The sequence below is a fragment of the Halomonas sp. DP1Y21-3 genome (assembly GCF_019801245.1).
GTDB classification, from domain to species: Bacteria; Pseudomonadota; Gammaproteobacteria; order Pseudomonadales; family Halomonadaceae; genus Halomonas; species Halomonas litopenaei.
On the sequence record NZ_JAHVJM010000006.1, the window covers coordinates 262157 to 287630 of the forward strand.

The 25474-nt window shown below is 66.6% G+C and carries 19 protein-coding genes; 11 read left to right on the forward strand and 8 right to left on the reverse strand.

Annotation, left to right across the window (positions count from 1 at the left end; genetic code table 11):
* Positions 1-65: 65 nt before the first annotated feature.
* The 6 genes from lepB (at position 66) to acpS (ending at position 4961) form a co-directional block, all read left to right on the forward strand.
* Entirely contained in the window at positions 66-869 is an 804-nt protein-coding gene (lepB, locus tag KUV74_RS17780; RefSeq protein ID WP_045993483.1) for a signal peptidase I, read from the forward strand.
* 57 nt (positions 870-926) lie between these two features.
* Positions 927-1616, forward strand: coding sequence for a ribonuclease III (gene rnc, locus KUV74_RS17785; RefSeq protein WP_045993484.1), 690 nt, complete (start codon positions 927-929; stop codon positions 1614-1616).
* Positions 1613-2512, forward strand: a complete 900-nt coding sequence (gene era / locus KUV74_RS17790) for a GTPase Era (protein ID WP_045993485.1) — start codon at positions 1613-1615, stop codon at positions 2510-2512. Before rnc ends, era begins: the two co-directional genes overlap by 4 nt.
* A gap of 79 nt (positions 2513-2591) precedes the next feature.
* Positions 2592-3290 (forward strand): DNA repair protein RecO, encoded by a 699-nt coding sequence (gene recO / locus KUV74_RS17795; RefSeq protein WP_108132702.1) that lies wholly within the window; start codon positions 2592-2594, stop codon positions 3288-3290.
* Positions 3291-3674: 384 nt separating this feature from the next.
* On the forward strand, positions 3675-4496 hold the full coding sequence (pdxJ, locus tag KUV74_RS17800) for a pyridoxine 5'-phosphate synthase (protein ID WP_222516986.1): 822 nt from the start codon (positions 3675-3677) through the stop codon (positions 4494-4496).
* An 84-nt stretch (positions 4497-4580) separates the two neighbouring features.
* Entirely contained in the window at positions 4581-4961 is a 381-nt protein-coding gene (gene acpS / locus KUV74_RS17805) for a holo-ACP synthase (protein WP_108132704.1), read from the forward strand.
* Positions 4962-5094: 133 nt separating this feature from the next.
* Here the strand turns inward: acpS and KUV74_RS17810 are convergent, their stop codons facing one another.
* Positions 5095-7977, reverse strand: coding sequence for an ATP-binding protein (locus KUV74_RS17810; protein WP_222516987.1), 2883 nt, complete (start codon positions 7975-7977; stop codon positions 5095-5097).
* Positions 7978-8126: 149 nt separating this feature from the next.
* On the opposite strand from KUV74_RS17810, the gene cysM reads away from it, so the two are divergent.
* From cysM to ppc, 5 genes are all read left to right on the forward strand, one after another.
* Positions 8127-9023 carry a cysteine synthase CysM gene (cysM, locus tag KUV74_RS17815; protein WP_222516988.1) on the forward strand — a complete coding sequence of 299 codons (897 nt, stop codon included), beginning with the start codon at positions 8127-8129 and terminating at the stop codon, positions 9021-9023.
* A gap of 1 nt (position 9024) precedes the next feature.
* Complete coding sequence (locus tag KUV74_RS17820) at positions 9025-10479, forward strand: TRAM domain-containing protein (protein WP_222516989.1); 1455 nt, start codon at positions 9025-9027, stop codon at positions 10477-10479.
* Positions 10472-12730 (forward strand): GTP diphosphokinase, encoded by a 2259-nt coding sequence (relA, locus tag KUV74_RS17825; RefSeq protein ID WP_108132708.1) that lies wholly within the window; start codon positions 10472-10474, stop codon positions 12728-12730. The genes KUV74_RS17820 and relA overlap by 8 nt, the downstream gene beginning before the upstream one ends.
* Positions 12727-13617 carry a nucleoside triphosphate pyrophosphohydrolase gene (gene mazG, locus KUV74_RS17830; RefSeq protein WP_222516990.1) on the forward strand — a complete coding sequence of 297 codons (891 nt, stop codon included), beginning with the start codon at positions 12727-12729 and terminating at the stop codon, positions 13615-13617. Before relA ends, mazG begins: the two co-directional genes overlap by 4 nt.
* A gap of 80 nt (positions 13618-13697) precedes the next feature.
* Positions 13698-16346: a phosphoenolpyruvate carboxylase gene (gene ppc, locus KUV74_RS17835; RefSeq protein ID WP_222516991.1), complete on the forward strand. Its 2649-nt coding sequence runs from the start codon at positions 13698-13700 to the stop codon at positions 16344-16346.
* Between the two features lie 127 nt (positions 16347-16473).
* On the opposite strand, the gene KUV74_RS17840 is transcribed toward ppc, so the two are convergent.
* From KUV74_RS17840 to KUV74_RS17870, 7 genes are all read right to left on the reverse strand, one after another.
* A complete protein-coding gene (locus KUV74_RS17840) occupies positions 16474-17949 on the reverse strand; it encodes a sigma-54 interaction domain-containing protein (RefSeq protein ID WP_222516992.1) in 1476 nt (491 codons plus the stop codon).
* Between the two features lie 120 nt (positions 17950-18069).
* A complete protein-coding gene (locus KUV74_RS17845) occupies positions 18070-19662 on the reverse strand; it encodes a sodium:solute symporter family protein (protein WP_222516993.1) in 1593 nt (530 codons plus the stop codon).
* Positions 19659-19859 carry a hypothetical protein gene (locus KUV74_RS17850; protein ID WP_213228762.1) on the reverse strand — a complete coding sequence of 67 codons (201 nt, stop codon included), beginning with the start codon at positions 19857-19859 and terminating at the stop codon, positions 19659-19661. Before KUV74_RS17850 ends, KUV74_RS17845 begins: the two co-directional genes overlap by 4 nt.
* Positions 19860-19995: 136 nt before the next feature.
* A complete protein-coding gene (locus tag KUV74_RS17855) occupies positions 19996-21249 on the reverse strand; it encodes a M20 family metallo-hydrolase (RefSeq protein WP_222516994.1) in 1254 nt (417 codons plus the stop codon).
* A gap of 175 nt (positions 21250-21424) precedes the next feature.
* Entirely contained in the window at positions 21425-22084 is a 660-nt protein-coding gene (locus tag KUV74_RS17860) for an outer membrane beta-barrel protein (RefSeq protein ID WP_222516995.1), read from the reverse strand.
* 363 nt (positions 22085-22447) lie between these two features.
* On the reverse strand, positions 22448-23461 hold the full coding sequence (locus tag KUV74_RS17865) for a ketopantoate reductase family protein (RefSeq protein WP_222516996.1): 1014 nt from the start codon (positions 23459-23461) through the stop codon (positions 22448-22450).
* Positions 23458-25392, reverse strand: coding sequence for a DNA topoisomerase III (locus tag KUV74_RS17870; protein WP_222516997.1), 1935 nt, complete (start codon positions 25390-25392; stop codon positions 23458-23460). Before KUV74_RS17870 ends, KUV74_RS17865 begins: the two co-directional genes overlap by 4 nt.
* Between the last annotated feature and the right edge of the window lie 82 nt (positions 25393-25474).

Consider the following 25474-nt stretch of genomic DNA (forward strand, 5'->3'; position numbering starts at 1 on the left):
TGTGACGCCGGGACGGCTTGCCCCTCCCTCAGATACCGACTTACAAGCCACCTGGAAACACTGATATGGACTTCTCCCTGCTGCTGGTGATCGCGGTCGCCGTCACCGGTCTGATCTGGCTGCTCGACCTGGTCTGGTGGCGCCCCCGGCGTCAAGCCGTCACCGCAGCTGCCGAAACCGGCACCACCGAAGGCGTGGATCTGTCCGCTCGGGAGCTTTCGCGCAAGGACCCCTGGCCGGTCGACTACGCCAAGTCGTTCTTTCCGGTGCTGCTGGTGGTGCTGGTGCTCAGAAGCTTCGTGGTGGAGCCGTTTCAGATTCCGTCAGGCTCCATGCGCCCGACGCTGGAGGTCGGGGATTTCATCCTGGTCAACAAGTTCACCTATGGCCTGAGGCTGCCGGTGGCCAACACCAAGATCCTCGATCTGAACGAGCCGGAGCGGGGTGACGTCATGGTCTTCCGCTATCCCCAGGACCCGGCGGTGAATTTCATCAAGCGCGTGGTGGCGCTGCCCGGCGATACCCTGCGCTACGTCGACAAACAGCTCTACGTCAACGGCGAGCCGGTGCCCAAGACGCTGCTCGACGACGCTCCGGAGAGCGCGCCAGGTGAGCTGCTGTTCTCCGAGCAATTGGGCGAACATCAGCATCAGATCTACAATAATCCCCGCGATCGCGGCCCGCTGGTCCACGACGTCGTGGTGCCCGAGGGCATGTACTTCGCCATGGGCGACAACCGGGACCACTCCAATGACAGCCGCTACTGGGGCTTTATCCCGGAAGCCAACATCGTCGGCAAGGCCTTCGCGGTATGGATGCATTGGGACGGTGGACTGCCGAGCTTTTCCAGCGTGAGGACGATCCCGTGATCGCTTCAACGCCGCTTGGTTCTTCCATCGCCAGCACAAAGAGTTAACAGGAGCGTCGTGAGCAATTCCCTGACCCCCTTCAGTCGCCGCATCGGCCATGAATTCCAGGACGCGAGTCTGCTGGAACTGGCCATGACCCACCGCAGCTTCGGTGGGCGCAACAACGAACGCCTCGAGTTTCTGGGTGACTCGATCGTCAACTTTGTCATCGCCGAGGCGCTGTTCGAGCGCTTTCCCGAGGCCCGTGAAGGCCAGCTTTCGCGCCTGAGGGCGCGCCTGGTCAAGGGCCAGACCCTGGCGGAGCTGGCCCGGGAGATGCGCTTTGGCGAATGCCTGCGCCTGGGTTCCGGCGAGATGAAAAGTGGCGGCCATCGGCGTGAATCGATCCTCGCCGACGCCGTCGAGGCGGTGATCGGTGCCATCTACCTGGACGCCGGCATGGACGCGGTACGCACGCGGGTGTTGGCCTGGTTCGAGGAGCGCCTGGCGCGCATCGACCTCAAGCAGTCCCAGAAGGACCCCAAGACCCGCCTGCAGGAGTTTCTGCAGTCCCGTCAGGCACCGCTGCCTCGCTACGAGGTGACCTCGGTGGAAGGCGAGGCCCACGCCCAGACCTTTACCGTGGAGTGCCACGTCGAGATGCTCGACGAACACACCGTCGGCACCGGCGCCAGCCGCCGCCACGCCGAACAGATGGCCGCCGAAAGCGCCCTGCAACGCCTCGATCCCAAGGGAGTCAGCGCATGAGTCAGACCTGTGGATTCGTGGCCATTGTCGGCCGTCCTAACGTCGGCAAGTCCACCCTGATGAACCGTATTCTCGGACAGAAGATCTCGATCACCTCGCGGCGGCCGCAGACCACCCGCCACCAGGTGCTGGGGATCAAGACCGAAGGCGACGCTCAGGCCATCTTCGTCGACACTCCGGGTATCCATATCCTCGGCAAGGACCGCAACAAGGCGATCAACCGCTTCATGAACCAGGCGGCGGTGCAGGCCCTGCGGGACGTGGACTGCGTGGTCTTTCTGGTCGACCGCACCCGCTGGACCGAGGAAGACCAGATCGTGCTGGACCGCCTGGCCAACGTCGAGGCGCCGGTGATCCTGGCGGTCAACAAGGTGGACCGCCTGCAGGACAAGGCCACCCTGCTGCCGTGGTTGGCCGAGCTCGGCAACAAGCGCGAGTTCGCCGCGGTGGTGCCGATCGCCGCCCAGCACGGCACCAATGTGCCGGAGCTCGAGGCCGAGATCGACAAGCACCTGCCCGAGGGTATCCACTTCTTCCCGGAAGATCAGGTCACCGACAAGAGCATGCGTTTTCTGGCTGCCGAAATGGTACGCGAGAAGGTCATGCGCCAGCTCGGCGACGAGCTGCCTTATCAGATGACCGTCGAGATCGAGGAGTTTCGTGACGAGGCCCGGGTGGTGCACATCAGCGCGCTGATCCTGGTCGAGCGTCAGGGCCAGAAGAAGATCCTGATCGGCGACAGCGGCGATCGCATCAAGAAGATCGGCCGCGAGGCACGCCTGGATATGGAGCGGGCGCTGGACAAGAAGGTCATGCTCAACCTGTGGGTCAAGGTCAAGCGTGGCTGGTCCGACGACGAACGCGCCCTCAAGAGCCTCGGCTACGACCTCGACTGAGCCGTTCCCCCGCGCCCCGGCAGGATCATCGACGACGATGGTCCTGTTGTGATCCTGTTGCCCCGACGTCGGGATCCCCATGCAGCCCCAGCCCGCCTTTCTGCTCCACAAGCGTCCCTACCGCGAGACCAGTGCATTGGTCGAACTGCTGACTCTGGACCACGGTCGTGTGCGCGCCGTGGCCCAGGGCGTGCAGCGTCCCGGTAGTCGCTCGCGCAGTCAGATGCAGCCGTTCGCGCCCCTGCACCTGACCTGGCAGGGCGATCGCGAGCTCAAGCGGCTGCGATTGATCGAGTCCCGTGGCCCGGCGGCGATGCTCGCCGGCGAGGGGCTGCTGTGCGGTCTCTACGCCAACGAATTGCTGACCCGCCTGCTGCCGGTGGAGTTGCCGGTGGGGCAGGTGTTCGCCTTCTACACCTCGGCGCTGGACGAGTTGGCGACGCCGGCCTCCCGCGCTGCGGCCCTGCGTCGGCTCGAATTTGCGCTACTCGATGCGCTGGACGCCGCGCCGCGTTTCACCACGCCCGACGGTGGCGGCCTGGATCCCCAGCGGCGCTACCGCTTCGAGCCCGGCAGTCGGGCCTTTGTCGTCGCAGAGCGCGGCATCGACGGGCGCACCCTGCGCCTGCTGGCCGGGGCCGACTGGGGCGAGGCCGGGCTCGCGGGGCCGGCCAAGGCGCTATCGCGTGCGGCCCTGGCGCCGCTGCTGGGCGACCGTCCGCTGCGCTCCCGTGCGCTGATGGTTGCCATGGCCGAGCGGCGCCGCCAGGCGCGCTGACCCTTGTCGCCCTGGCGCCGTTGCTGGGCGACCGTCCGCTGCGCTCCCGTGCGCTGATGGTCGCCATGGCCGAGCGTCGCCGCCAGGCGCGCTGACCCTTGTCGCCCTGGCGCCGTTGCTTGGCGACCGTCCTCTGCGCTCCCGTGCGCTGATGGTCGCCATGGCCGAGCGTCGCCGCCAGGCGCGCTGACCCTTGTCGCCCTGGCGCCGTTGCTTGGCGACCGTCCGCTGCGCTCCCGTGCGCTGATGGTCGCCATGGCCGAGCGTCGCCGCCAGTCTCGCTGACGCTTCAGCGCGCTGATATCGCCTGGCCGCGGGTGACCGCCGGCCTGTCGGCGGTGCTACCATAGGGCTCGTCTTTCATCCCCATGACGGAGAACCTTGATGCATCCCCCTCGACTGCTGCTCGGCGTCAACATCGACCATATCGCGACCCTGCGCCAGGCCCGCGGTACCCGCTATCCCGACCCGATTCAGGCGGCCCTGGTCGCCGAAGAAGCCGGCGCCGATGGCATCACCGTCCATCTGCGGGAGGACCGCCGTCATATCCAGGAACGCGATGTGCGCCTGCTGGCCGAGGTTCTCAACACCCGCATGAATCTCGAGATGGCCGTGACCGAGGAGATGCTGGCGCTGGCCGAAGAGGTACGTCCGGCCCACGTCTGTCTGGTGCCGGAGAAGCGCGAGGAGCTGACCACCGAAGGTGGCCTGGACGTGGTCGGCCAGTTCGACGCCATCGAAGCCGCCTGTCGCCGACTGGCCGCCGTGGGGGCAGAGGTATCGTTGTTCATCGATCCCGATCCGGATCAGATCGCCAGCGCCAGGCGCGCCGGTGCTCCGGCCATCGAGCTGCACACCGGCGCCTTCGCCGAGGCCGATAACGACAGCGATCGGGCGCGCGAGTACCAGCGCATCGTGGCCGCCGCCGAAATGGGCGTCGAGCTCGATCTGATCGTCAATGCCGGTCATGGCCTGCATTACCATAACGTCGAGGCCATCGCCGCCATCCCCGGCCTCAACGAGCTCAATATCGGTCACGCCATCATCGCCCGGGCGCTGTTCGTCGGCCTCAAGGAGGCGGTGGCGGAGATGAAGCGACTGATGCTGGCCGGCTACGAGGCGGGGCTGGTCGCGGCCATCGACGAATTTGAGCAAGAGCACGAGCATGAGCACGACCACGACCACGACCACGACCATCAGCACTGAGGCGTTGCCGATGTCAGCGCCGGCTCGAGGAGGTCTGTCTGTCGGGGCCTTGCCCGGGAATACCGGGTCTGTCGGAGCCCTGGCATGATCCTCGGCATCGGCACCGATATCGCGCGGATCGAACGCTTCGATGCGGCCATTGCGCGCCATGGCGCGCGCTTCGCCGAGCGTATCCTGGGGCCGCTGGAAGCCGAGCGCTATACCGAGGCGCCACGGCCTTCGGCCTTTCTGGCCAAGCGCTTCGCCGCCAAGGAGGCCTGGCTCAAGGCACTGGGCACCGGTCTTCGCCATGGCATGCGCTGGACCGAGATACAGGTGGTCAACGATCCCCTGGGGCGGCCGGAGCTGGTGGTCTCGGGGGAAGCGCTACGTCTGGCCGACCAGGCGGGTGTCGGCGCTTGTCACCTGAGTCTCAGCGACGAGAGCGATGTGGCACTGGCCTTCGTGGTGCTCGAAAGGCGTTGATCGCTGCGGGGGGCGCCGCTGCACGGGGGGCGCTGCAAGATCGGTCGTTGCACGATCAGGCGCTGGCGCCCGAAGTGCGAGCGATAGTTGATAGTTGCGAGCGAAAGTTGCGAGCGACAGTTGTCCGCGTCGGCTAAACCGGTCCCTTCAGTGGGGTTTCTCCGCTGTCCTGCTGCCAGCGCTCGACCTGGGTCATGGCCTGCTCCAGGGTGGGCAGCAGCGGACGAACGCCGTCGATCCCTCGTGAGCGAAGTCGGGTCTCGAGGGTTTCCACCAGCAGCGCCATGCGCGGTACACCGCAGTAGCGGCAGGCACCGTTGAGGGCGTGGATGCTATCGAGCAGGGCCTCTTCGTCCTCGGCCGCCAGCGCCGCCTCGATCTCTCGACGGGTCTCGTCCAGCGATGCCCCCAGGCTTGCCAGCAATTGCCTGGCCAGCGCTTCGCGCCCACCCGCCAGGCGGGTGCCCAGGGCGATGTCGATGTCGGGCAGGTCGTTGCCCTGGTCATCGCTGTTGTCACGGGTCTGGCCCTGGTCCTTGCCATGGGCCTGGTCTGGGACGGCCGGCTCGACCGAGTCATCAGCGTCACCGGCGTCCTGTCGATACTTGTCGGTGACCGGTGAGTTCGGCGCCGGGGTCGTTTCCGTCAGTCCGCTGCCCAGCCTTTCTCTAAGCAGGCGGTCGAGGCACTCGGTGTCGAGTGGCTTGATCAGCACATCGTCCATGCCGCTTTGCAGAAGCGCTCGGCGCTGGTGTTCCAGCACGTGGGCGGTCACCGCGATGATCGGTCTCTTCGCCCAGGCGGGGCTGAGTTGGCGGATCGCCTGGGTCGTCTCCACACCATCCATGCCACCCATGCGAATATCCATCAGTACCATGTCATAGAGCTGCTGCTGGGCCAGTGCCAGGGCTTCTTCCCCACTGGTGGCCAGGGTCACGCGACGCTCCGGGCCTTCCACCAGTTCTCGCAGCAGCAGGCGGTTGGTCTCACTGTCATCGACGATCAGCAGGCTGGCCATAGAGGTTTGCGTGTCCGGCGAAGGCGGCGGGGTCTGTGAGTTGTTCCACTGGGGCGGTGCAGCCGGGGCCGCTGTCGACGTCTCGTCGGGCACATAGGGCTGGCGAGACGGTAGCGCCGGCGGGGACGTCGGCGCAGGCAGGCTCGGCCTGTGGCGAGTACCGGCGAGGGCGCCCTCCACCGCTTCCGCCAGGGTCTGGCGAGCCAACGGCTTGGACAGTACGCTCGAGCCATCGGGCAGACCCAGTCCGGGCACATCCGGAAGTCCTGCATTGATCAACAGCAGGGTGGGGCAGTTGCGCTGCCTGAGTCGTGTGCGCAGCTCGCCGATGCGGCCCTCTTCGAGCTCCTCGATGGCGATGGCTTCCAGTGCCAGCGCGGCCTGCTGAGGGCTCGCCACAACCCGGGCGTCCCACTGTTCGAGCATATGCAAAAGGGCCCTGCGGGTGGGGCCGTGGGGTTCCTCGACAAAGATCGAGGCCTGGTCGAGCGCCAGTTCGGGCGCACGCACCTGGCTTGCGGTGCTGGTCAGGGGCAGGGTGAAGTGGAAGTTGGAGCCGTGGTCGAGGGTGCTGTCCACGCCGATGGTGCCGCCCATCTGCTCGATCAGTTGCCGCGAGATGGCCAGCCCTAGGCCGGTGCCGCCGTACTGGCGACTGTGTCCGGCGGTGGCCTGGCGGAAGGCCTGGAACAGTCGACGCTGCTGGCTGTCACTGAGGCCGATGCCGGTATCGCTGACGCTGATGCGCAGGGTGAAGCGCTCGTGACGGGACTGTTCGACCATGACCCGCACGATGATCTCGCCGCGGTCGGTGAACTTGATGGCATTGTTGACCAGGTTGGTGATGATCTGGCGCAGTCGCAGCGGATCACCGGTGATTTCCGCCGGTACGTCGTCATAGATCAGGCTGAGCAGCTGCAGGCCCTTCTGCTGGGCCAGTGGCGCCTGCAGCCCCAGCACCTCGTCGACCAGCGACTGGAGGTCCACCGGCACCTGTTCCAGCACCAGACGACCGGCTTCCAGCTTGGAGAAGTCGAGCACATCGTTGACCAGCGACATCAGGTTGTCGCAGGCCCGTTGCACCTGGTCGAGCCACTCGCGCTGACGCGGGTCCAGCGACGAGCGCCCCAGCAGCCGGCAGAAGCCGATGATGCCGTTGAGCGGCGTGCGGATCTCATGGCTCATGTTGGCCAGAAACTCCGACTTGACCCGGTTGGCCTCCACCGCCTGGCGATGGGCCATGTCGAGCTCGATGTTCTGCACCTCGATGGTCTCCATGGACTCCTGAAGTTCCGAGGTGGCGTGTTCGATCTGCTGCTGCAGGTCTTCGCGGGCCCGCGCCTGGTGGTCGATCAGGGCGTTGACCCGGCGCCCCAGCTCGGCCAGCTCCAGCGGGTGGTCCAGCGGCAGGTGGTGGGGCTGACGACCGGCGGCCAGCTGGTCGAGCAGGTGGGCGATGTCATCCAGCGGCTGGGTCAGGCGGCGGCCCAGGGTGAAGGCCACCAGAAACAGCAGAAGGCCGCAGACCAGCAGGATCATGGCGCCCCTGGCGATATCGCTGTAGGTGGCGAGCAACAGCAGCGAGGCGTCGATATCGAGGATCAGGTAGGCGCCGTCCACGGCAGTGATCGGCGTCGTCAACACCCACTGGCGATAGTGCTGGGTCAACAGCCCCTGGCTGGGAGCCTCGACGTTCAGCGCTTCGGCCCGCAGTCGACCGAGTTCAAGCACCACCTGATCCTGCTGCACCAGGCGCAGGGCACGGACGCTGGGAATATCCATCAGGCGATTGGCAGCCGCCTGAACGCCGGCGATATCGTCCAGCGACAGGGCCTCGCCCAGCTCGGGGGCCACCAGCCGCGTGGCGGTAGAGAGGTTTTCTTCCATGGCGGCCTCGCGCAGGCCATGGTCCTGATACAAGGCGAGGCTGATCGCCAGCCCCAGCAGCAGCAGCGGCAGCCCCACGAGGGCTAGCATCAACCGTGTTCTCAAACTCATAGGCGCTGCGTTCCTGGCCGGGAATAGGCGCGGACGAAGAGCGGCCACCGCCGTCTCGTACGTCTCCATGTCACCCCATGGGACCATGCCTGTCCAGTGGCGAGGGGCGTCGATATAATGGCGTCAGATGACGTTACAAGGAAAGTCTTATGGAATTCCCCTACCTCGACCAGCTGGTCGGCAAGACCCCGCTGGTCCGCCTCAAGCGCATCAGCGCCGGGCGCAACAATGTGCTGCTGGCAAAGCTCGAGGGTGACAATCCGGCGGGCTCGGTCAAGGATCGGCCGGCCCTGTCGATGTTCGACGAGGCCGAAAAGCGCGGCGAGATCGCCCCCGGCGACACCCTGATCGAAGCGACATCCGGCAATACCGGCATCGCCCTGGCCATGGTCGCGGCGATGAAGGGCTATCGCATGGTGCTGATCATGCCGGAGAACGCCTCCAGCGAGCGCAAGCAGGCCATGGCGGCCTACGGTGCCAGGCTGATCGAGGTCAGCAAGGAAGGCGGCATGGAAGAGGCCCGTGACCTGGCCGATAGCATGGTCGCTCGAGGCGAGGGCAAGTCGCTGGATCAGTTCGCCAATCCCGACAACCCGCTGGGTCACTATCGCACCACCGGCCCCGAGCTGTGGCAGCAGACCGACGGTCGGATTACCCACTTCGTCAGCTCCATGGGGACCACCGGCACCATCATGGGGGTGTCGCGTTACCTGAAAGAGCAGCGCGCCGACATCGAGATCATCGGCCTGCAGCCCGAGGACGGCGCCAGCATCGCCGGGATTCGTCGCTGGCCCGAGGCTTACCTGCCGAAGATCTTCGAACCCCAGCGGGTCGATCGGGTACTGGACATCGGCCAGCACGAGGCCGAAGAACACATGCGCCGACTGGCCCGGGAAGAAGGGATCCTGGCGGGGGTATCCTCGGGGGGCGCCCTGGCCGGGGCGCTCAGGGTGGCCGAAGAGGTCGAGAACGCGGTGATCGTGTTCATCGTCTGCGACCGGGGAGACCGTTATCTCTCCACCGGTCTGCTGGCGCCGGACTCCTGAGGTGGCTGGACTAGGAAAACGCCGTCCGCCGCGTCAGCGCTCCGGTGTCTCGGGGCTTGCTCACAAGCGCCCGTCGGACACTCGCCGGGCCTACCAGACCGACACGTCCGATGAGCTGCCCGACGAGCTCGAGATTCAGGGGCTGTCCCACGATGGCCGCGGGATTGCCCGTTCGCCCGCCGGCAAGACCCTGTTTGTCGAGGGGGCCTTGCCCGGCGAGCGGGTCAGGGTGGCGGTGCATCGCACCCGCAAGCGCTACGACGAGGCCCACCTGCGTGAGCTGATCGAGGCCGCGCCGACCCGGGTGACGCCGCCCTGTCCCTACATCGAGCGCTGTGGCGGCTGTGATCTGCAGCATCTGGAACTCGACGCCCAGCGTCGTCACAAGGCCGTCGTACTGTCGGAGCTGCTGGCCCGTCAGGGCGTCGAGGTCGACCTCGAACGCATCGAGGTGCTGGCCAGTGATGACGTCGCCTATCGCCGCCGTGCTCGGCTGGGGGTCAGGGTCGATGCCGACGGCGGCATCCATCTGGGCTTTCGCGCCAGGCGCAGTCACCGGCTGGTATCGGTGGAGAGCTGCACCGTTCTGGTGCCGGAGCTGTCGTCGCTGCTGGCACCGTTGCACCAGCAGCTGGCGAGCCTCGAGGCGCCACGCCAGGTCGGCCATCTGGAACTGCTGGCCAGCGACGGCCAGGTGACCCTGGTGATCCGCCAACTGCGCGAGCAACCCGCGGACCTGGCACGCTGGCGTGCATGGGCCGATGAGCGAGGCATCGCCGTCGGCGTGCTGGCAGGCCGTGAACAGGTGCGCTTCGAGTGGCTGGTGACCCCGCCCCGAGGACTCCAGGTGACGGTCCCGTCGGCGCGTGGCCCGCTCAGCCTCGGCGTCGGACCGAGCGACTTCCTGCAGGCCAACGCCCAGGTCAACCAGCGCATGATCGAGACCGCGCTGGATTGGCTGGGAACACCTCGCCGGGTCGATGAACCCCTGCTGGATCTGTTCGCCGGGATCGGCAATTTCAGCCTGCCGCTGGCGGCGTCGGGCTACGCGGTGAGCGCGGTGGAAGGCTCGCCGGAGATGACCGCGCGCCTGGCCGACAACGCCGCGGGCGCGGATCTGGACGTGGCTGCCCTCCAGGGCAACCTGCATGACGAAGGGCAGGTGGCAAGGCTGTTGCGTACCCATGATGCCGAGGTGGTGGTACTGGACCCACCGCGCGAGGGGGCCGAGGCGCTGTGCCGGGCACTGGCCAAAAGTACGGTGTCCCGGGTCTTGTATATTGCCTGTGATCCCGCCACGCTTTCTCGCGATGCGGCACACTTGTTGCAGGGAGGTTATCGTCTGCAACGGGTCGCCATGGCGGACATGTTCGTGCACACCTCGCACCTCGAGTCGATGGTACTGTTCGAACGCCAGGGGCCGTCGCCACGCCAAGGAGTCAGGAAAGATGGTTAAAGTGCGGGAAGACCAGCCGTTGACCGCGGATGGTCGGGTCGATATCGATCAGTGGGTCGCGCGGCTGCAGGACGACGTCAAGCTGGCCGACGCCGATGAACTGGTCGAGGCCTGCCAGCTGGCGCAGTCGCTGGAGCAGGCCTCCGAGCGGCCCCACAAGTCCTGGTTGAAGGACGGCTCGAGCTTTCGCATGGGCCTCGAGATGGCCGATATCCTCGGTGAGCTGCGCCTGGATCAGACCGCCATCGAAGCCGCCGTGCTGTATCGCGCGGTGCGTGAGAACCTGATCAAGCCCGAGCAGGTGGCCAAGCGTTTCGGCCGCGAGGTGGCGAGCCTGATCGAGGGCGTGCTGCAGATGGCCGCAATCAGCAATACCCAGGCCACCACCGCCGGCCTGCAGCAGCAGGATCAGCAGGACAACCTGCGCAAGATGCTGGTCAACATGATCGACGACGTCAGGGTGGCGTTGATCAAGATCGCCGAGCGCACCTGCGCCCTGCGCCAGGTCCGCGATGCCCCGCGCGAGAAGCAGGTGCGGGTCGCCCGCGAAGTGTTCGACATCTACGCTCCGCTGGCCCACCGCCTGGGCATTGGCCACCTCAAGTGGGAGCTCGAGGACCTGTCCTTCCGCTACCTCCACGAGGACGACTACAAGACCGTCGCCCGGCAGCTGGCCGAGAAGCGCCTGGATCGCGATCGCTACATCCAGGAGGTGGTGGAGACTCTGAAGTCGCTGATGTCGGCCCAGGGCATCCACCAGTTCCAGGTGGACGGTCGGGCCAAGCACATCTTCTCCATCTGGCGAAAGATGAAGCGCAAGCGCATCGACTTCTCCCAGGTTCACGACGTACGCGCGGTGCGCATCCTGGTGCCCACGGTGCAGGACTGCTACACCATGCTCGGCATCGTCCACTCGCGCTGGCACACCGTGCCCGACGAGTTCGACGACTACATCGCCAACCCCAAGAAGAATGGCTACCAGTCCCTGCATACGGCGGTCATCGGCCCCGAGAACAAGGTGCTGGAAATCCAGATCCGCACCTTCGCCATGCATGAAGAGGCCGAACTTGGGGTCTGCGCCCACTGGCGCTACAAGGGCCACGATACCAATGCCCGCAGCGACAGCTACGAGGAAAAGATCGCCTGGTTGCGTCAGGTGCTCGAGTGGCACGAGGAGATCGGCGAATTCGGCGACCTGCGCGAGGGCCTGACCAGCGACGTGGCGCCGGATCGCATCTATGTGTTCACCCCGGACGGTCACGTCATCGACCTGCCCAGGGTGGCCACCCCCATCGACTTCGCCTACCGCGTGCACACCGAGGTGGGCCACCGCTGTCGCGGCGCCAAGGTCAACGGTCGCATCGTGCCGCTGACCTACAAGCTCAAGACCGGTCAGCAGGTCGAGATCCTGACCGCCAACAAGAGCGCCCCGAGCCGTGACTGGCTCAACCCCAACCTGGGCTTCGTGCGCACCTCCCGGGCCAGGGCCAAGATCCAGTCCTGGTTCAAGCACCAGGCGCGTGACCAGAACCTGGAAGAGGGCAAGGCGCTGTTCGAGCGCGAGATGAAGCGTCTCGACGTCCACGACATGGACCTCGCCACCCTGGCCCAGAAGGTCAACTACGCCAATGCCGACGACATGTACGCCGCGCTTGGCGCCGGCGACCTGCGTATCGGTCAGGTGCTGCACCAGGCCCAGCAGCTGTTCGGCGACAGCGACGAGCAAGAGCACCTCGACCGGCTGCTGGCCAAGCCGCGTCAGAAGCCGGCCAAGACCCCGGACGGCGAGATCACCGTGCTGGGCGTCGGCAACCTCAAGACCAACATGGCCAACTGCTGTCATCCGGTCCCCGGCGAGCCGATCGTCGGCTTCATTACCCAGGGCCGTGGCGTGTCGATCCATCGCCAGGACTGCCCCAACATCCTGCAGCTTAGGGTCGACGAGCCCCAGCGGGTGATCGAGGTGGAGTGGGGCGAGCGCTCCAGCAGCCAGTACCCGGTGGATATCGAGATCCAGGCCTGGGACCGCTCCGGTCTGCTGCGCGACGTCACCGCCGTGCTCGGCCAGGACAAGGTCAACGTGCTCTCGGTCAACACCCTGACCAACACCGACGACGGCATCGCGCGCATCTCGATCACCGCCGAGGTGGACGGACTGGAGACCCTGGGCCGGCTGTTCTCCCGCATCCAGCAGCTGCCCAATATCATCGAGGTCAAGCGCAAGCGCGGTCAGGGAGGGCGTCGCACATGAGCCGGCGCTATTCCATCGATGACCTGCTGACCCTGATGGCGGTGCTGCGGGACCCCCAGCAGGGCTGCCCCTGGGACGTCAAGCAGCACTGGGACACCATCGTCCCCCACACCCTCGAGGAAGCCTACGAGGTCGCCGACGCCATCGAGCGACGCGCCTTCGACGAGCTGCCGGGGGAGCTCGGCGACCTGTTGTTCCAGGTGGTCTACTACAGCCAGTTCGGCAGCGAGGAAGGGCGTTTCGATTTCCATGACGTGGTGCACACGCTGACCGACAAGATGCTGCGTCGCCATCCCCACGTGTTTCCCGACGGCACCCTTGAATCCCGCCGCCAGGGCGTCAGTGCCGCCGAGGTCGAGACCCGTCAGGTCCACTCCCGCTGGGAGGCGCTCAAGGCCGAGGAACGGGAAGGACGCAGCGGCCCGCAGCAGGGCGAGGCCGAAGCGGTGGTTTCTGTCTCGGCGCTGGATGACGTGCCGCGGACCCTGCCGGCGCTTAGCCGCGCCGCCAAGCTGTCCAAGCGCGCGGCCCGGGTGGGCTTCGACTGGCCGGACACCGACGGGGTGCTCGACAAGCTCGAAGAGGAGCTGGGCGAGATTCGCGAGGCGCTCTCGGCCGGGGATCGCGACCACGCCGCCACCGAGGTGGGCGACCTGCTGTTCGCCACCGTCAATCTGGCGCGCACCCTGGGAGTCGACCCGGAAGCCTGCCTGAGAGGCACCAATCAGCGCTTCGAGAGCCGCTTTCGCCATATGGAGCGGTCCCTGGAAGCCCAGGACACGCCGCTCGGCCGGGCCTCGCTGGAGCGCATGGAAGAGCACTGGCAGCAGGCCAAGCGTGCCGAACGCGCCGAGCCGTCCGATCCGTTCGATCCGACCATGGACTGACGAGGCCGGCCAGACCCTATCGATAACAAGGCGGGGCCGCACGCTCGGGACCCGCTGGACACCACACCCAAGGAGACCCCATGAGCCACGATCTGCACGAATCCTTGCGCGATAACGTCCGCATCCTCGGCGACAGCCTGGGACGCACCATCGCCGATGATCTCGGACCCGAGTTCGTGTCACGCATCGAGACGATTCGCGGACTGGCCAAGCGGGGCCGCCAGGGCGAAGAGGCCGGCCAGCAGGAGCTGATCGAGTACCTGCGCCGGCTGCCGGAGAAGGACCTGTTGCCGGTGACCCGGGCGTTCAATCAGTTCCTCAACCTGGCCAACATCGCCGAGCAGCACTACCGTGCCCGCTTTCGTCGGGTCGAGGACTACAAGCCGGGGATGCAGCCGGTGCTCGGTGAGCTGCTCGAGCGCGCCCGGCGCGAAGGCCACTCGTCGCGCACCCTGGTCGAGACGCTGGCCAACATGCGCGTCGAGCTGGTGCTGACCGCCCATCCCACCGAGGTCATCCGGCGCACCCTGATTCAGAAGTACGACGCCATCGATGACTGTCTCACCGCCATCGAGTCCTCCAGCGAGTACCCCGAGCGTGCGGCCAGGGCCAAGGGGCGGCTCGAGGAGCTGATCAGCCAGGCCTGGCACACCGACGAGATCCGCCACGACCGGCCGACCCCGGTGGACGAGGCCAAGTGGGGCTTTGCGGTGATCGAGAATTCACTGTGGCAGGCGGTGCCGGACTTCCACCGGGACCTGGATAACCTGCTGCTGGAAAGCGCCGGCGAGCGTCTGCCGCTGGACGCCGCGCCGCTGCGTTTCGCTTCCTGGATGGGTGGCGATCGCGACGGCAACCCCAACGTCACTGCCCGGGTCACCCGGGAGGTGCTGCTGCTGGGCCGCTGGATGGCGGCGGACCTGTACCTGCGTGATCTCGAGCAGCTCAAGATCGAGTTGTCCATGTGGAGCACCAACAGTGCCCTGCGTGCCGAGGTCGGCAACGTCGCCGAGCCCTATCGCGAGCTACTCAAGCGTCTGGTGGCGAAGGTCGAGGCCACCCGCGACTGGGCCAAGGCCGAGCTCGACGGCAAGAGCTATGACGGTGGGCCGATCATCGAGACCCGGGACCAGCTCTATGCGCCGCTGCTGGCCTGCTACCGTTCGCTATGCGACGTCGGCCTGGACACCATCGCCAACGGTGTGCTGCTCGACACCCTGCGCCGTGTGGCGGTATTCGGCGTCACCCTGACCAAGCTCGATCTGCGCCAGGAGGCCAGCCGCCACGCCCTGGTGATGGAAGAACTGACCCACGACCTGGGCCTGGGCAACTACCGCGAATGGAGCGAGGAGCAGCGCCAGGCCTTCCTGCTGGCGGAGCTCGAGTCGACCCGGCCGCTGATCCCGCGGCGTTGGGAGTGCTCCGCCGAGACCCGCGAGACCCTGGACACCTTCCAGGTGGTCGCCGCCGAGCATGGCGAGGCGCTGGGTACCTACATCATCTCCATGGCCGCGCAGCCTTCGGACGTGCTCACCGTGGCGCTGTTGATGAAGGAGGTGGGGGGCCGTGTCGGCATGCCCATCGCACCGCTGTTCGAGACCCTGGACGACCTCAACCGCGCCGGTGACGTCATCGACCGCTTGCTGGCGCTACCCGGGTACCGCCAGTTCGCCGGTGACAGCCAGGAGGTGATGATCGGTTACTCCGATTCGGCCAAGGACGCAGGCCAGCTGGCGGCGGCCTGGGCCCAGTACCGGGCCCAGGAGGCGCTGGTCGACGTCTGCGCAAGCCATGGTGTCGACCTGACCCTGTTCCACGGCCGCGGTGGCACCGTGGGCCGTGGCGGCGGTCCGTCCCACGCCGCCATCCTGTCCCAGCCCCCAGGCTCGGTGAACGGCAGCCTCAGGGTGACCGAGCAGGGCGAGATGATCCGCTTCAAGTTCGGCCAGCCCGATATCGCCCTGCGCTCCATGGAGATCTACGCCTGCGCGGTACTGGAGGCGTCGCTGCTGCCGCCGCCCAAGCCCAAGCCGGCCTGGCGCGACGAGATGGACCGCCTGGCCGAGATCGCCCACGGTGCCTACGTCGGTGTGGTGCGCCAGGACCCCGATTTCGTGCCGTACTTCCGTGCGGTCACCCCGGAAGGGGCGCTCGGTCGCCTGCCGCTGGGCTCACGGCCGACCAAGCGACGTCAGGACGGCGGCGTCGAGACCCTGCGCGCGATCCCCTGGATCTTCGCCTGGACCCAGATCCGTCTGATGCTGCCGGCCTGGCTCGGCACCGGCGAGGCCTTCGCCACCCGCCTGGCCGAGCCCGGCGGACTCGAGGTGCTGCAGGAGATGCGCGAGCAGTGGCCGTTCTTCGGCACCTACCTGGACATGCTCGAGATGCTGCTGGCCAAGGCCGACGTGGAACTGGCCGCCTACTACGAGCATCGCCTGGTGGACGAGCCGAGCCTGGAGGCCCTGGGCAACCGCCTGCGGGAGCGTTTCGGCAAGCTCAACGAGGAACTTCTGAAGATCCTCGATCAGCAGGAGCTGCTCGAGAAGACGCCGCTGATTCGCCAGGCCATCGAGGTGCGCAACCCCTACATCGACCCGCTGCATGGCTTGCAGGCCGAGCTGCTGCAGCGTAACCGCGACGCCGACGGCGCCATCAGCGCGGACCTGTCCCGCGCCCTGATGGTGACCATGGCGGGGATCGCCGCTGGCCTTCGCAACACCGGCTGACGCCACCGCGAGCGATACCCTGAACACCCAGCGCCCGGCCAGATGGCCGGGCGCTGGCGTCTTGGGTGAGCGCATCGGTTGGGTGTGTCGGTCGGGCGTTTCGGGATGTGTTGTGGATGCCGACGTTTCAGTCGGACGAGCTCGACCGATCGCGCTTGAGCCGTCGCATCAACCAGGACTGGCTGACGCCAAGGTCCTGGGCTGCCTTGCGGGTGCTGCCGGCGCGGGACAGAGCGTCATCGATGGCCTGGCGTTCGATCTCGGCCAAGCGCTCGGGCAGGGGGCGGGAATCGTCCAGTGGCAGCGACAGAGCCCCGTCGCTTTGGCCGTCGTCTTGCCAGGAGCTCTTGCGCGAGCCGTTGAGGGAAACGCGGTCGGCAAGGCTAGCGGGCACAAGCTCCGGGTGGTCGAGGGCGAGATCGTCGATGCCGATGGTGTCGTCTTCACAGAACACGCTGAGGCGCTCGAGCAGGTTTTCCAGTTCTCGCACGTTGCCGGGCCAGGAGTGGTGGGTCAGCGCTCTCAGCGCGTCGCGCTCCAGGGTGATACGGCGCTTGTGGCGGCGGGATATCCTGGCCAGTAGCTGATTGGCCAGACCGGGGATGTCCTCGGCGCGCTCGCGCAGCGGTGGGATCTCGATGGGTACGATATTGAGTCGGTAGTACAGGTCGGCGCGGAAGCTGCCATCCCGCACCCGGGCGGCCAGGTCGGCGTTGGTGGCGGCGACGATGCGTACCTCGGCCTTGCGCGGCTTGCCGCCCAGCGGGTGGTACTGACGTTCCTGAAGTAATTGCAGCAGTTTGGGCTGCAGCGTCAGCGGCAGTTCGCCTATCTCGTCGAGAAACAGGGTGCCGCCCTCGGCCAGGGCCACGTAACCGACCCGCCCGTCGCGATGGGCGCCGGTGAAGGCGCCGCTCTCGTGGCCGAACAGCTCGGCTTCCAATAGGGCCTCGGGGATCGCCGCGCAGTTGACGTGAATCAGCGGCTTGTCCGAGCGCGGGCTGAACTGGTGCAGGCGATTGACCAGCCAGCTCTTGCCGACGCCGGTCTCGCCGCTGAGCAGCACCGTGGTATCGCTGGCGGCGGCGCGCTCGAGGCGCTCCAGACACCGGCGATAGCGCGGGCTGCGGCTGGATGAGGCGGGACTTGCCCCCGTTGCTACCTGTTCCTGGCGGATGCGCTTGAGCTGATGCATGACGTGATCGAGCAGCGCCTGGGTGGTGTCCGGCGAGCGCGAGGCCAGCACGTCGCGGTCCAGGTTGCGGGCCTGGACCAGCACCGCATCGGGTTCACCGGAAGGGTCGCCGCCCAAGTGAAACTGGCTGCCGTTGACCAGGTAGTCCTTGCCGCGATAACGGTGCACCACGCTGACCGGTCGCCGCTCCTCGATCACGAAGCGGGTGACCGAGGGCGAGAACACACCTTCCTCCTCGAGCCGGTAGACGTCGCTCTGGTAGAGGTGTTCCGCGCTGGCATCGAGCTGCGACAGGCTCGCCTGGTTGACCCACAGCGGGCGTCCCTTGAGGTCGGTGATGAAGATGCCGTCCTCGAGGGCGTTGAGGATGGCCAGTAGCTGTCGGGGCATGAGGGGGCCGTGGTTCATCGAGGCTCCAGGCAGGGTCGAGAACGTCAATGGTGTGCCGGGAGCGCGTGTTAGTAAAGCCAGGCCGGCGCCTCACGGCGCCGGCCTGGTGGATCAGTGACAGCAGCGGTGACGGTGGGCTCAGGTCCCCAGCTTGCTGAACAGGTAGCCCCACAGGGCGCCTGCGATGATCACGAACAGCACCATGATGCCCCATACCTGGCGGTATTCGCGCACCAGCTCGCGGGCGCCATCGGGGCGGGCCAGGATGTCGCGGATGGTGGTGTCGGACAGTCGTCTTGCACGAATGTCGTCGAATACCTTGAGCTCGTACTCGGAAGGCTGGCTCTTCAGTCCCACCGCGATCAGCGCCAGGGTGCCGAGCAGGATGGCCACCTGCAGGTTGTCGATATGCAGCGGCAGGCTGACCAGGCCGTGGCGCTCGAGTTCGCCCACCACGATGAAGGTGATCGAGCCCACCAGCATGCAGGCCAGCGCGGCGTTGGCGTTCATCCGACGCCAGTGCATGGCGGCGACGATGGTCGGCAGCCAGGCCACGGCAAAGATCGCGCCGGCGTAGATCGATATCCAGTAGATACCCGCCGGGCGCGAGATCGCCACGGCGCACACTACCAGCGCTACCACCGCCTGGGAGATGCGGCCGAGTACCACGCCCTTGCGTTCGCTGACCTCACGGTCGAACAACTTCTCGTAGAGGTCGCGGGCCAGGGCGAAGCCGGTCAGCACGAACAGTGTCGAGGCGGTGGACATGATCGACGCCATCAGGCCGGCCAGACCGATACCGGCCAGGGTCGGGTTGGTGTGTTCCATGAAGCCGACGATCATGGCGCGGTCGGTGGGCTCGATGCCGGGCTGGATCACCTGCATGGCGCTGGCCGCCAGAAACACCAGCAGCTGCATGGCCGGGGCGAAGAACACGCCGATCACCGCCACCTTGAGGATGACGAAGTCGTTCTTGGCCGGAAAGACGCGGGACACCAGCGCCGGGGTGCAGGCAAAGAACAGGATCCACACCAGGAACTGGGAGATCGACCAGCCCAGCGGGCGGTCGTTGGCGCCCCCCACGGTCCAGAAACCGGGCAGGGTCTCGCCGAGGCCCTTCATCGCCTCGAAGCCGGCGTCGCCGATCAACATCGGTGCGATGACGAAGGCGATGGCCAGCATGGTGAAGAACATCATGGTGTCGGTGTAGACCACCCCATACATGCCGGACAGCGAACAGAACGCCAGCAGTGCCAGGGTGAAGGCGACGATGATCACCGGGAAGGGGATATCGATGATCTCGGCCAGCACCAGGCCGGCGCCGATCAGCTGGATGATGCCGTAGCCGAGCAGGCCGATCACCATCAGGATCAGTGCGACCACGCTGACCCACTTGTTGTTAAAGCGGTAGTCGAAGAAGTCCATCATGGTGCGGCAGTTCAGCGCCTTGAGCTTGCGACCGATGAGCACCACCGCGATCAGGGTGCCGACCCAGGCGCCGAAGGAGCCCAGCGCCGCGATCACCAGCGGGCCTTCGCTGTAGGAGATGCCGGCGATCCCCATCAGGGTCACGGCGCTGAGGAAGGTGGCGGCCAGGGTGCCGACGATCAGCAGCGTCGAGCCCTGCTCACCCATGACGTAGAAGTCGTCCTTGTTCTTGATACGGCGTGCCAGCAGGGCCGCCACCGCCACGTAGGCGGTCAGTACGATGGCGAAGATGGCCAGGGTCATGACGGGTCTCTCAGGTCAGATGAAGTCTTGTTGTGGTTGGTCGTGTCGGCTGAAGACGAAGCCGCCGCCTCGTCCTTCAGGCGACGAATGGTCGGCCGGTATTCGCGCAGCAGGATGACGCCGACGATGACCACCGACAGGGCGGTGGTCAGAAAGGCGTTGGCAAACAGCAGCAGCACATGGGAGTTGATGTCCATAAGGTATCTCTTGTTGTGAATGGCCTGAGCGTCCGGGGAGCGAGTCGGCTGATCGGGCAAAGGGCCTTTGATGCTATTCCGACTCGATGAATCGAAATCGATTCATTGTGGATTGTTCAGGGCACTGATGGCGATCTCAGTCGCGCTCGGCGCGTGCCAGCACCGCGTCGCACAGCAGTTGGGTGCCCAGCGCGCAGTGCTCAGGCTCGGCGTATTCGGCCTCGTTGTGGCTGATGCCGTCGCGGCAGGGCACGAAGATCATCACCGTGGGGGTGACGTGGGACAGGTGCACGGCGTCGTGCCCGGCGCCGCTCATCATGCAGGGGGCGTCGAGCTCGCGCGCCTTGACGGCCTCGCGCAGGGAGTCGATCAGGGCGTCGTCGAAGGGGGTGACCGGAGAATGCCAGCGGCGCTCGAACGTCAGCTCCACGCCCTCGGCGTCGGCGGCGTCCCTGGCCAGACGTTCCAGTTCGGCATCCAGTGCATCGAGGCGTTCGTCGCTGACGTGGCGCAGGTCCAGCAGCAGGCGGACCTCGCCGGGGACCACGTTGCGCGAGGGCTCTACCACCTGGAAGTCGCCCACGGTCAGGCGCGCAGCGCCGTCCGGGTCCGCCATGACCACCTCGCGCATGCGCTGGATCATGGCGGTGGCGGCGAGCAATGGGTCACGGCGATAGCTCATCGGCGTGGGGCCTGCGTGGGCCGACTGACCGCGCAGACTCAGGTCGTACCAGCGGATGCCCTGGACCCCGGTGACGATGCCGAGGGGATGGCCCTGCTCCTCGAGCACCGGGCCCTGCTCGATGTGCAGCTCGAAGTAGGCGTCGAGCTCGGGTTCGCCCAGGGGCAGATCGCCGGCCTCGCCGCAGGCCGCGATGGCCTCGCCTAAGGTGACGCCCTTGCTGTCGCTGGCGCCGAAGAAGGTCGCCTCATCGAGGCGGCCTGTCCAGACGCCGCTGCCGCCCATGGCCGGGGCGAAGCGGCTGCCTTCCTCGTTGGTCCAGACGATCAATGACAACGGTCGGCGGGTGGTGATGGCGTTGTCGTGAAGGCTGCGCAGCACCTCCAGGCTCGCCAGTACCCCCAGCACGCCGTCGAAGCGTCCGCCCAGCGGCTGGGTGTCCAGGTGGCTACCCATGGACACCGGGGGCAGGTGGTCCTCGCGTCCGGCACGCCGGATAAACAGGTTGCCGGCCTTGTCACGCTGCCAGGTGCAGCCCAGCGCCTCGACCCAGTCCAGCAGCAGGCGGCGCCCATCGGCGTCTTCAGGGGTCATGGCAAGACGGCGGCTGCCGCCGTTGGGGGAAGGGCCGACCTCGGCCATCTGCATCAGGCTGTCCCACAGGCGGTTGGCGTCGATATCGATGGAGCGGTGGGGGATCGATGACATGGCAGGAGATTCCTTGTGATTTGGTGTTATGCCAAACCACCAAGCTATTCTCATGCCGTGCTCAGAAAAATGTCTTTAAAACAAGCGCATAAAGATGAGGCGTGGCGCAAGGCGACGTCAAAAGTCACTGCGTGTAACGCGATCGAGTCGATTTCGACTCGGTTTGCCGGCGGGGCTAGAAGGGGAGGTGGAACGAGGCCGTAATCATATTCAGATGCTCAAGCTCGGGGTCATTGACCTCCTCGAACTCGACCTGGCCGATCCAGCTGCGGGTCATCCAGCGGGCCCCGAGACCCTGGACCCGGGTGGAGCCACTGGTGGAATCGAAGGTGTTGCGACCGGTGACCGGATCGCTGACCCACTGGGCCATGCCGGTCTTGCCGTAGACGCCGAAGTGGCCGACACGGAAGCCGGCGACCAGGCTGCCCCCCAGGCTGGTCACGTCCTGGACATGCTGGCTGTCGCTGGAAGACATGGGGACGTCATCGCTTTGTCGATAGCGCAGCTCGGCCCCCAGGTCCCAGCCGGTTTCCTGCTGTGGCGCCATGCCGGCGGTCAGGCGGAAGCCGGAGGTGTAGCCGTCGGGAGTGTGGACCTTGTCGCCCTGCACCAGGACGCCACTGTCGAGCCTGACGATTTCCTGGCCCATGCCGGAAAAGGCCGGGGTGGCCGAGTGGGCGGCGTCATTGTCGGCCAGCGGGTCGGCAGCGTCTTCGCTCGCCAGGACAGGGGCCGAGAAGGCGACAAGGGTCAGTGCCGCAAGCAGACCCGCCAGCAAGGTGTGCGACGTGGGGCGTCGAGCGGGGAGAGAGGGCAAGCGACAAGCAGTCATCATGGTTGTCCTGGCGGAATAGCCTCCGCGGGTGGCACCTGATCGATCATGCTTCGGTTTTATTCAAGGGCTCGGCTCTCAATTCTAGACTCAGCCAACTTAAATCTCAGCAACCTCAGCTCTCACCTTGGCTCTCAATCTTGACGCGGCTCATATTGAACGAGGCTGATTGAGAACACGGCGCAGTGTGAACGCAGCTCGTAGTGAACATGGCTCACAAAGGCAAGACCGTATGCAGGGACACAGACTTGTTCGAGGGCCGGCCCGGCAAGGTGATTCGAGTCGATATTCAGGTGGGAGTCGAATCACTGCCAACCGTTAAAATAGCAATCGCTTTTGTGTACCGCCAGCCTGGGCTTGCTCGTTTCAGGCATTCAGAAAGCGCCAATGCGCGTCGAGCTGGGGGCAAGGGAGGCCCAGGCGTGTGGCGGCCTCGCGCAGCGGGCCGAGGATGGCGTCGTGTTCGGTGGGCCGGCCTGCCTCGATATCCTGCAGCATCGAGGCACGGTTGGCGGCGGTCCGCTCGATGACCTGCCAGACCAGGGCGCGCCAGGCGCGGTTGCCATCGTTGACGTCGTTGGCAGCAATGTTGATGGAGGGAACGTCGATGGCGGGAGCGGGAATCTCCAGTGCCGCCAGTATCTGCGCCACCTCGTCGACGGTGGCGTCGACCATGTCGCGGTAAGGATGCCCGCGCAGCTCGCCATTACGTAGTCGGTAGCGTGCCACCAGGGGGTTGATGGCGGCGTTCACCGCCAGCTTGTGCCACAGCCGGGTGGCGATATTGTCCACCGCCTCGGTGGCCAGGCCGGCGGCGCTCAGGGTGGTGGCCAGCGAACTGGCCAGGGCTTGGGTCTGGAGGGCTTGGGTCTGGAGAGCGTCAGTCCGGAGGGGTTGGGTATGGGGGCCGTGGCCTTCGCCTGGATGGCCGTCGAGGCCGCCGTCGAGATGACCGATGACGGTCTGACCCTGGCCGGCGTGGACGACGCTGTCGTCCGCCCTGATAAAGGCGCCCTCGGTGGTGGAGGCGCACAGCACCGGCCCGCTCCAGGTATCGGTCAAGGGTCGCTGCACGCGCAGCCCGTTCTGCCACAGCACCAGCGGTGTGGCGGCAGGCAGATGGTCGGCCACCGCAGCGAAGGCTGCCCTGGCGGCGTAGGCCTTGGTGGTCAGCATGACCTGGTCGACATCGACGCAGGCAAGGCGTGGCTCGGTGGTGGTGGCCAGTTCAAGGCGCTGGGTCGTGCCATCCGGTGAGGTCAGGGTCTGGATCGTCGGCAGCGGTCGTCGCCCCAGCAGGCGCACGCTCTGGCCGCCAGCGGCAAGCCGACAGGCCAGCAGGCGGCCGATGGCGCCGGGACCGATGATCAGTGTGGTCATGTGGTGCTGCCTTTACGGGAGGGGCGGCGTTTACGCCCGGCGCTGCGGCGTGGCGAGTTGGTGCGGCGGCCTCGCTTGCTGGCGGGGCCGGCTTCCGGCGACTCGCCCTGGGCGGCGCCGAGGGCGGCACTCAGCCGCTGACTGTCGGCGCTGCCCACCAGCGTGCGAAGGTCCTCGACCAGCTGGGCGACGAAGGGTTCCGGTTCGGCCTGGGCTTCGGCGATGCCTTCCAGCCGCTGTTCCCACAGGGCGGTGCGCTCCGGGCGGCTGACCGCTTCGGGCAGCGAGTGGATCAGACCCACCCCCAGGCGTGTGGCGCGCAGCGCCTTGGCCTTGCGCACCAGATAGCCGCGCTCCAGCAGCGTCTCGATGATGCCGGCACGGGTGGCCTCGGTACCCAGACCGTCGGTTTCCCTGAGGGTGCGGCGTACCTCGGGGTCCTCCACGTAGCGGGCGATATTCATCATGGCCTTGATCAGGCTGGCATCGGTAAACGGCTCCGGTGGGCGCGTCTCGCGCTGTTCGACCTGGGCCTCCAGTGCCTGACAGGCCTCGCCCTCGACCAGCGCCGGCAACGGCGGTGGCTCGTCACGGGTGGTGAACAGGGGCTTCCAGCCGGGCACCAGCAGCGTCTGGCCGGAGGCCTGGAAGCGCTCGTCCAGCAGGCGGAACTCGGCCTTCACCTCCTGGGTTTCCAGCGCCGGATAGAACTGGGCCAGCACGTTGCGCGCGATCAGACGGTAGACGTCGGCTTCCTGACGCGACAGGCGCTCGGCAACGAAGGGCTTGCCGGTGGGGGCAAGAGCGTGGTGGGCGCCGACCTTGGCGTCGTCGAAGGCGCGTGAGCGAAGCCCCATGTCGGCGTTGGCCAGCCAACCGGACAGGGTGGTGTCATCGCGACAGGCGCTGGCCAGTTGGCCCGGCAGGCTCGCCAGGTGTTCACGCGGCAGGTAGCGACAGTCCGAGCGCGGATAGGTGATCAACTGATGGCGCTCGTAAAGGCGCTGGCAGATGTCCAGCACCGCCTTGGCCGAGAGCCCGTGGCGGCGTGCCGCATCGACCTGCAGCGCCGACAGAGAGTAAGGCAAGGGCGGCGGCTGGCGACGACGACGGGAGTCCACGCTGCTCACCTGGCCTTCAGCACCCGGCAGGCGCTCTGCCAGCGTCTGAGCAGGAGCGGCGTCGAGCAGTCGACCGCGCTCGTCCAGGCGATGGGACTCGCCGGGGACCCACCAGGCCTTCAAGGTGCCGGCGCCGACGCGCAGGTGAGCCCACAGCACATAGAAGGGGTAGGGCGTGAAATGACGGATCTCCTCATCGCGGCGCACCACCAGGCCGAGCACCGGCGTCTGCACGCGCCCCACCGACAGCACGCCATCGTGGCCCGCCTGGCGGCCGATCAGGGTCCAGGCGCGGGTCAGGTTGATGCCGTACAGCCAGTCGGCGCGGGCGCGGGTCTGGGCGGCGCGGTAGAGCGGGTAATACCTGGCATTGTCCTCGATCCGCCCGAGTGCTCGAGCCACCGCAGGCCGGTTGAGGTCGTTGATCAGCAGACGCTGGACGGGCCCCTTCCAGCCCAGGTGCTCGATCACCTCCTGGACCAGCAGCTGGCCCTCGCGGTCGGGGTCGCCGGCGTGCACCAGTTGGCGTGCCTGTTTCAGGCGCGCACGAATCACCGACAGCTGACCGCGGGCCTTGGGCCTGGGCACCAGCTTCCACTGACCGGGCACGATGGGCAGGTGGTCGCGTCGCCAGGGCTTGAAGGCCGGGTCGTAGGCATCCGGCGGCGCCTGCTCCAGCAGGTGGCCGAGGCACCAGGTGACCTCGGTGTCGCCGACGGACAGGTAGCCGTCTTTTTTCTGTGCTGCCCCGGGCAGCGCCTCGGCGATGGAGCGAGCCAGGCTCGGTTTTTCCGCAATGATCAATCGCATAGCGCACCGGTGCGGGTGAATCGTCTGGATATTCTTCCAGTATGTGTGATGAGATGCCAGGTGTACCATGGAGTGAAAAGTG

What these genes read in the sequence shown, in the direction of transcription:
- ppc (WP_222516991.1), top strand. Translation starts at nt 13,698, where the DNA reads ATGAGCCACGATCTGCACGAATCCTTGCGCGATAACGTCCGCATCCTC.
- KUV74_RS17810 (WP_222516987.1), bottom strand. Translation starts at nt 7,977, where the DNA reads ATGAGTTTGAGAACACGGTTGATGCTAGCCCTCGTGGGGCTGCCGCTG.
- KUV74_RS17860 (WP_222516995.1), bottom strand. Translation starts at nt 22,084, where the DNA reads ATGATGACTGCTTGTCGCTTGCCCTCTCTCCCCGCTCGACGCCCCACG.
- KUV74_RS17870 (WP_222516997.1), bottom strand. Translation starts at nt 25,392, where the DNA reads ATGCGATTGATCATTGCGGAAAAACCGAGCCTGGCTCGCTCCATCGCC.
- cysM (WP_222516988.1), top strand. Translation starts at nt 8,127, where the DNA reads ATGGAATTCCCCTACCTCGACCAGCTGGTCGGCAAGACCCCGCTGGTC.
- KUV74_RS17850 (WP_213228762.1), bottom strand. Translation starts at nt 19,859, where the DNA reads ATGGACATCAACTCCCATGTGCTGCTGCTGTTTGCCAACGCCTTTCTG.
- relA (WP_108132708.1), top strand. Translation starts at nt 10,472, where the DNA reads ATGGTTAAAGTGCGGGAAGACCAGCCGTTGACCGCGGATGGTCGGGTC.
- KUV74_RS17845 (WP_222516993.1), bottom strand. Translation starts at nt 19,662, where the DNA reads ATGACCCTGGCCATCTTCGCCATCGTACTGACCGCCTACGTGGCGGTG.
- KUV74_RS17855 (WP_222516994.1), bottom strand. Translation starts at nt 21,249, where the DNA reads ATGTCATCGATCCCCCACCGCTCCATCGATATCGACGCCAACCGCCTG.
- pdxJ (WP_222516986.1), top strand. Translation starts at nt 3,675, where the DNA reads ATGCATCCCCCTCGACTGCTGCTCGGCGTCAACATCGACCATATCGCG.
- KUV74_RS17865 (WP_222516996.1), bottom strand. Translation starts at nt 23,461, where the DNA reads ATGACCACACTGATCATCGGTCCCGGCGCCATCGGCCGCCTGCTGGCC.
- KUV74_RS17840 (WP_222516992.1), bottom strand. Translation starts at nt 17,949, where the DNA reads ATGAACCACGGCCCCCTCATGCCCCGACAGCTACTGGCCATCCTCAAC.
- lepB (WP_045993483.1), top strand. Translation starts at nt 66, where the DNA reads ATGGACTTCTCCCTGCTGCTGGTGATCGCGGTCGCCGTCACCGGTCTG.
- mazG (WP_222516990.1), top strand. Translation starts at nt 12,727, where the DNA reads ATGAGCCGGCGCTATTCCATCGATGACCTGCTGACCCTGATGGCGGTG.
- recO (WP_108132702.1), top strand. Translation starts at nt 2,592, where the DNA reads ATGCAGCCCCAGCCCGCCTTTCTGCTCCACAAGCGTCCCTACCGCGAG.
- era (WP_045993485.1), top strand. Translation starts at nt 1,613, where the DNA reads ATGAGTCAGACCTGTGGATTCGTGGCCATTGTCGGCCGTCCTAACGTC.
- acpS (WP_108132704.1), top strand. Translation starts at nt 4,581, where the DNA reads ATGATCCTCGGCATCGGCACCGATATCGCGCGGATCGAACGCTTCGAT.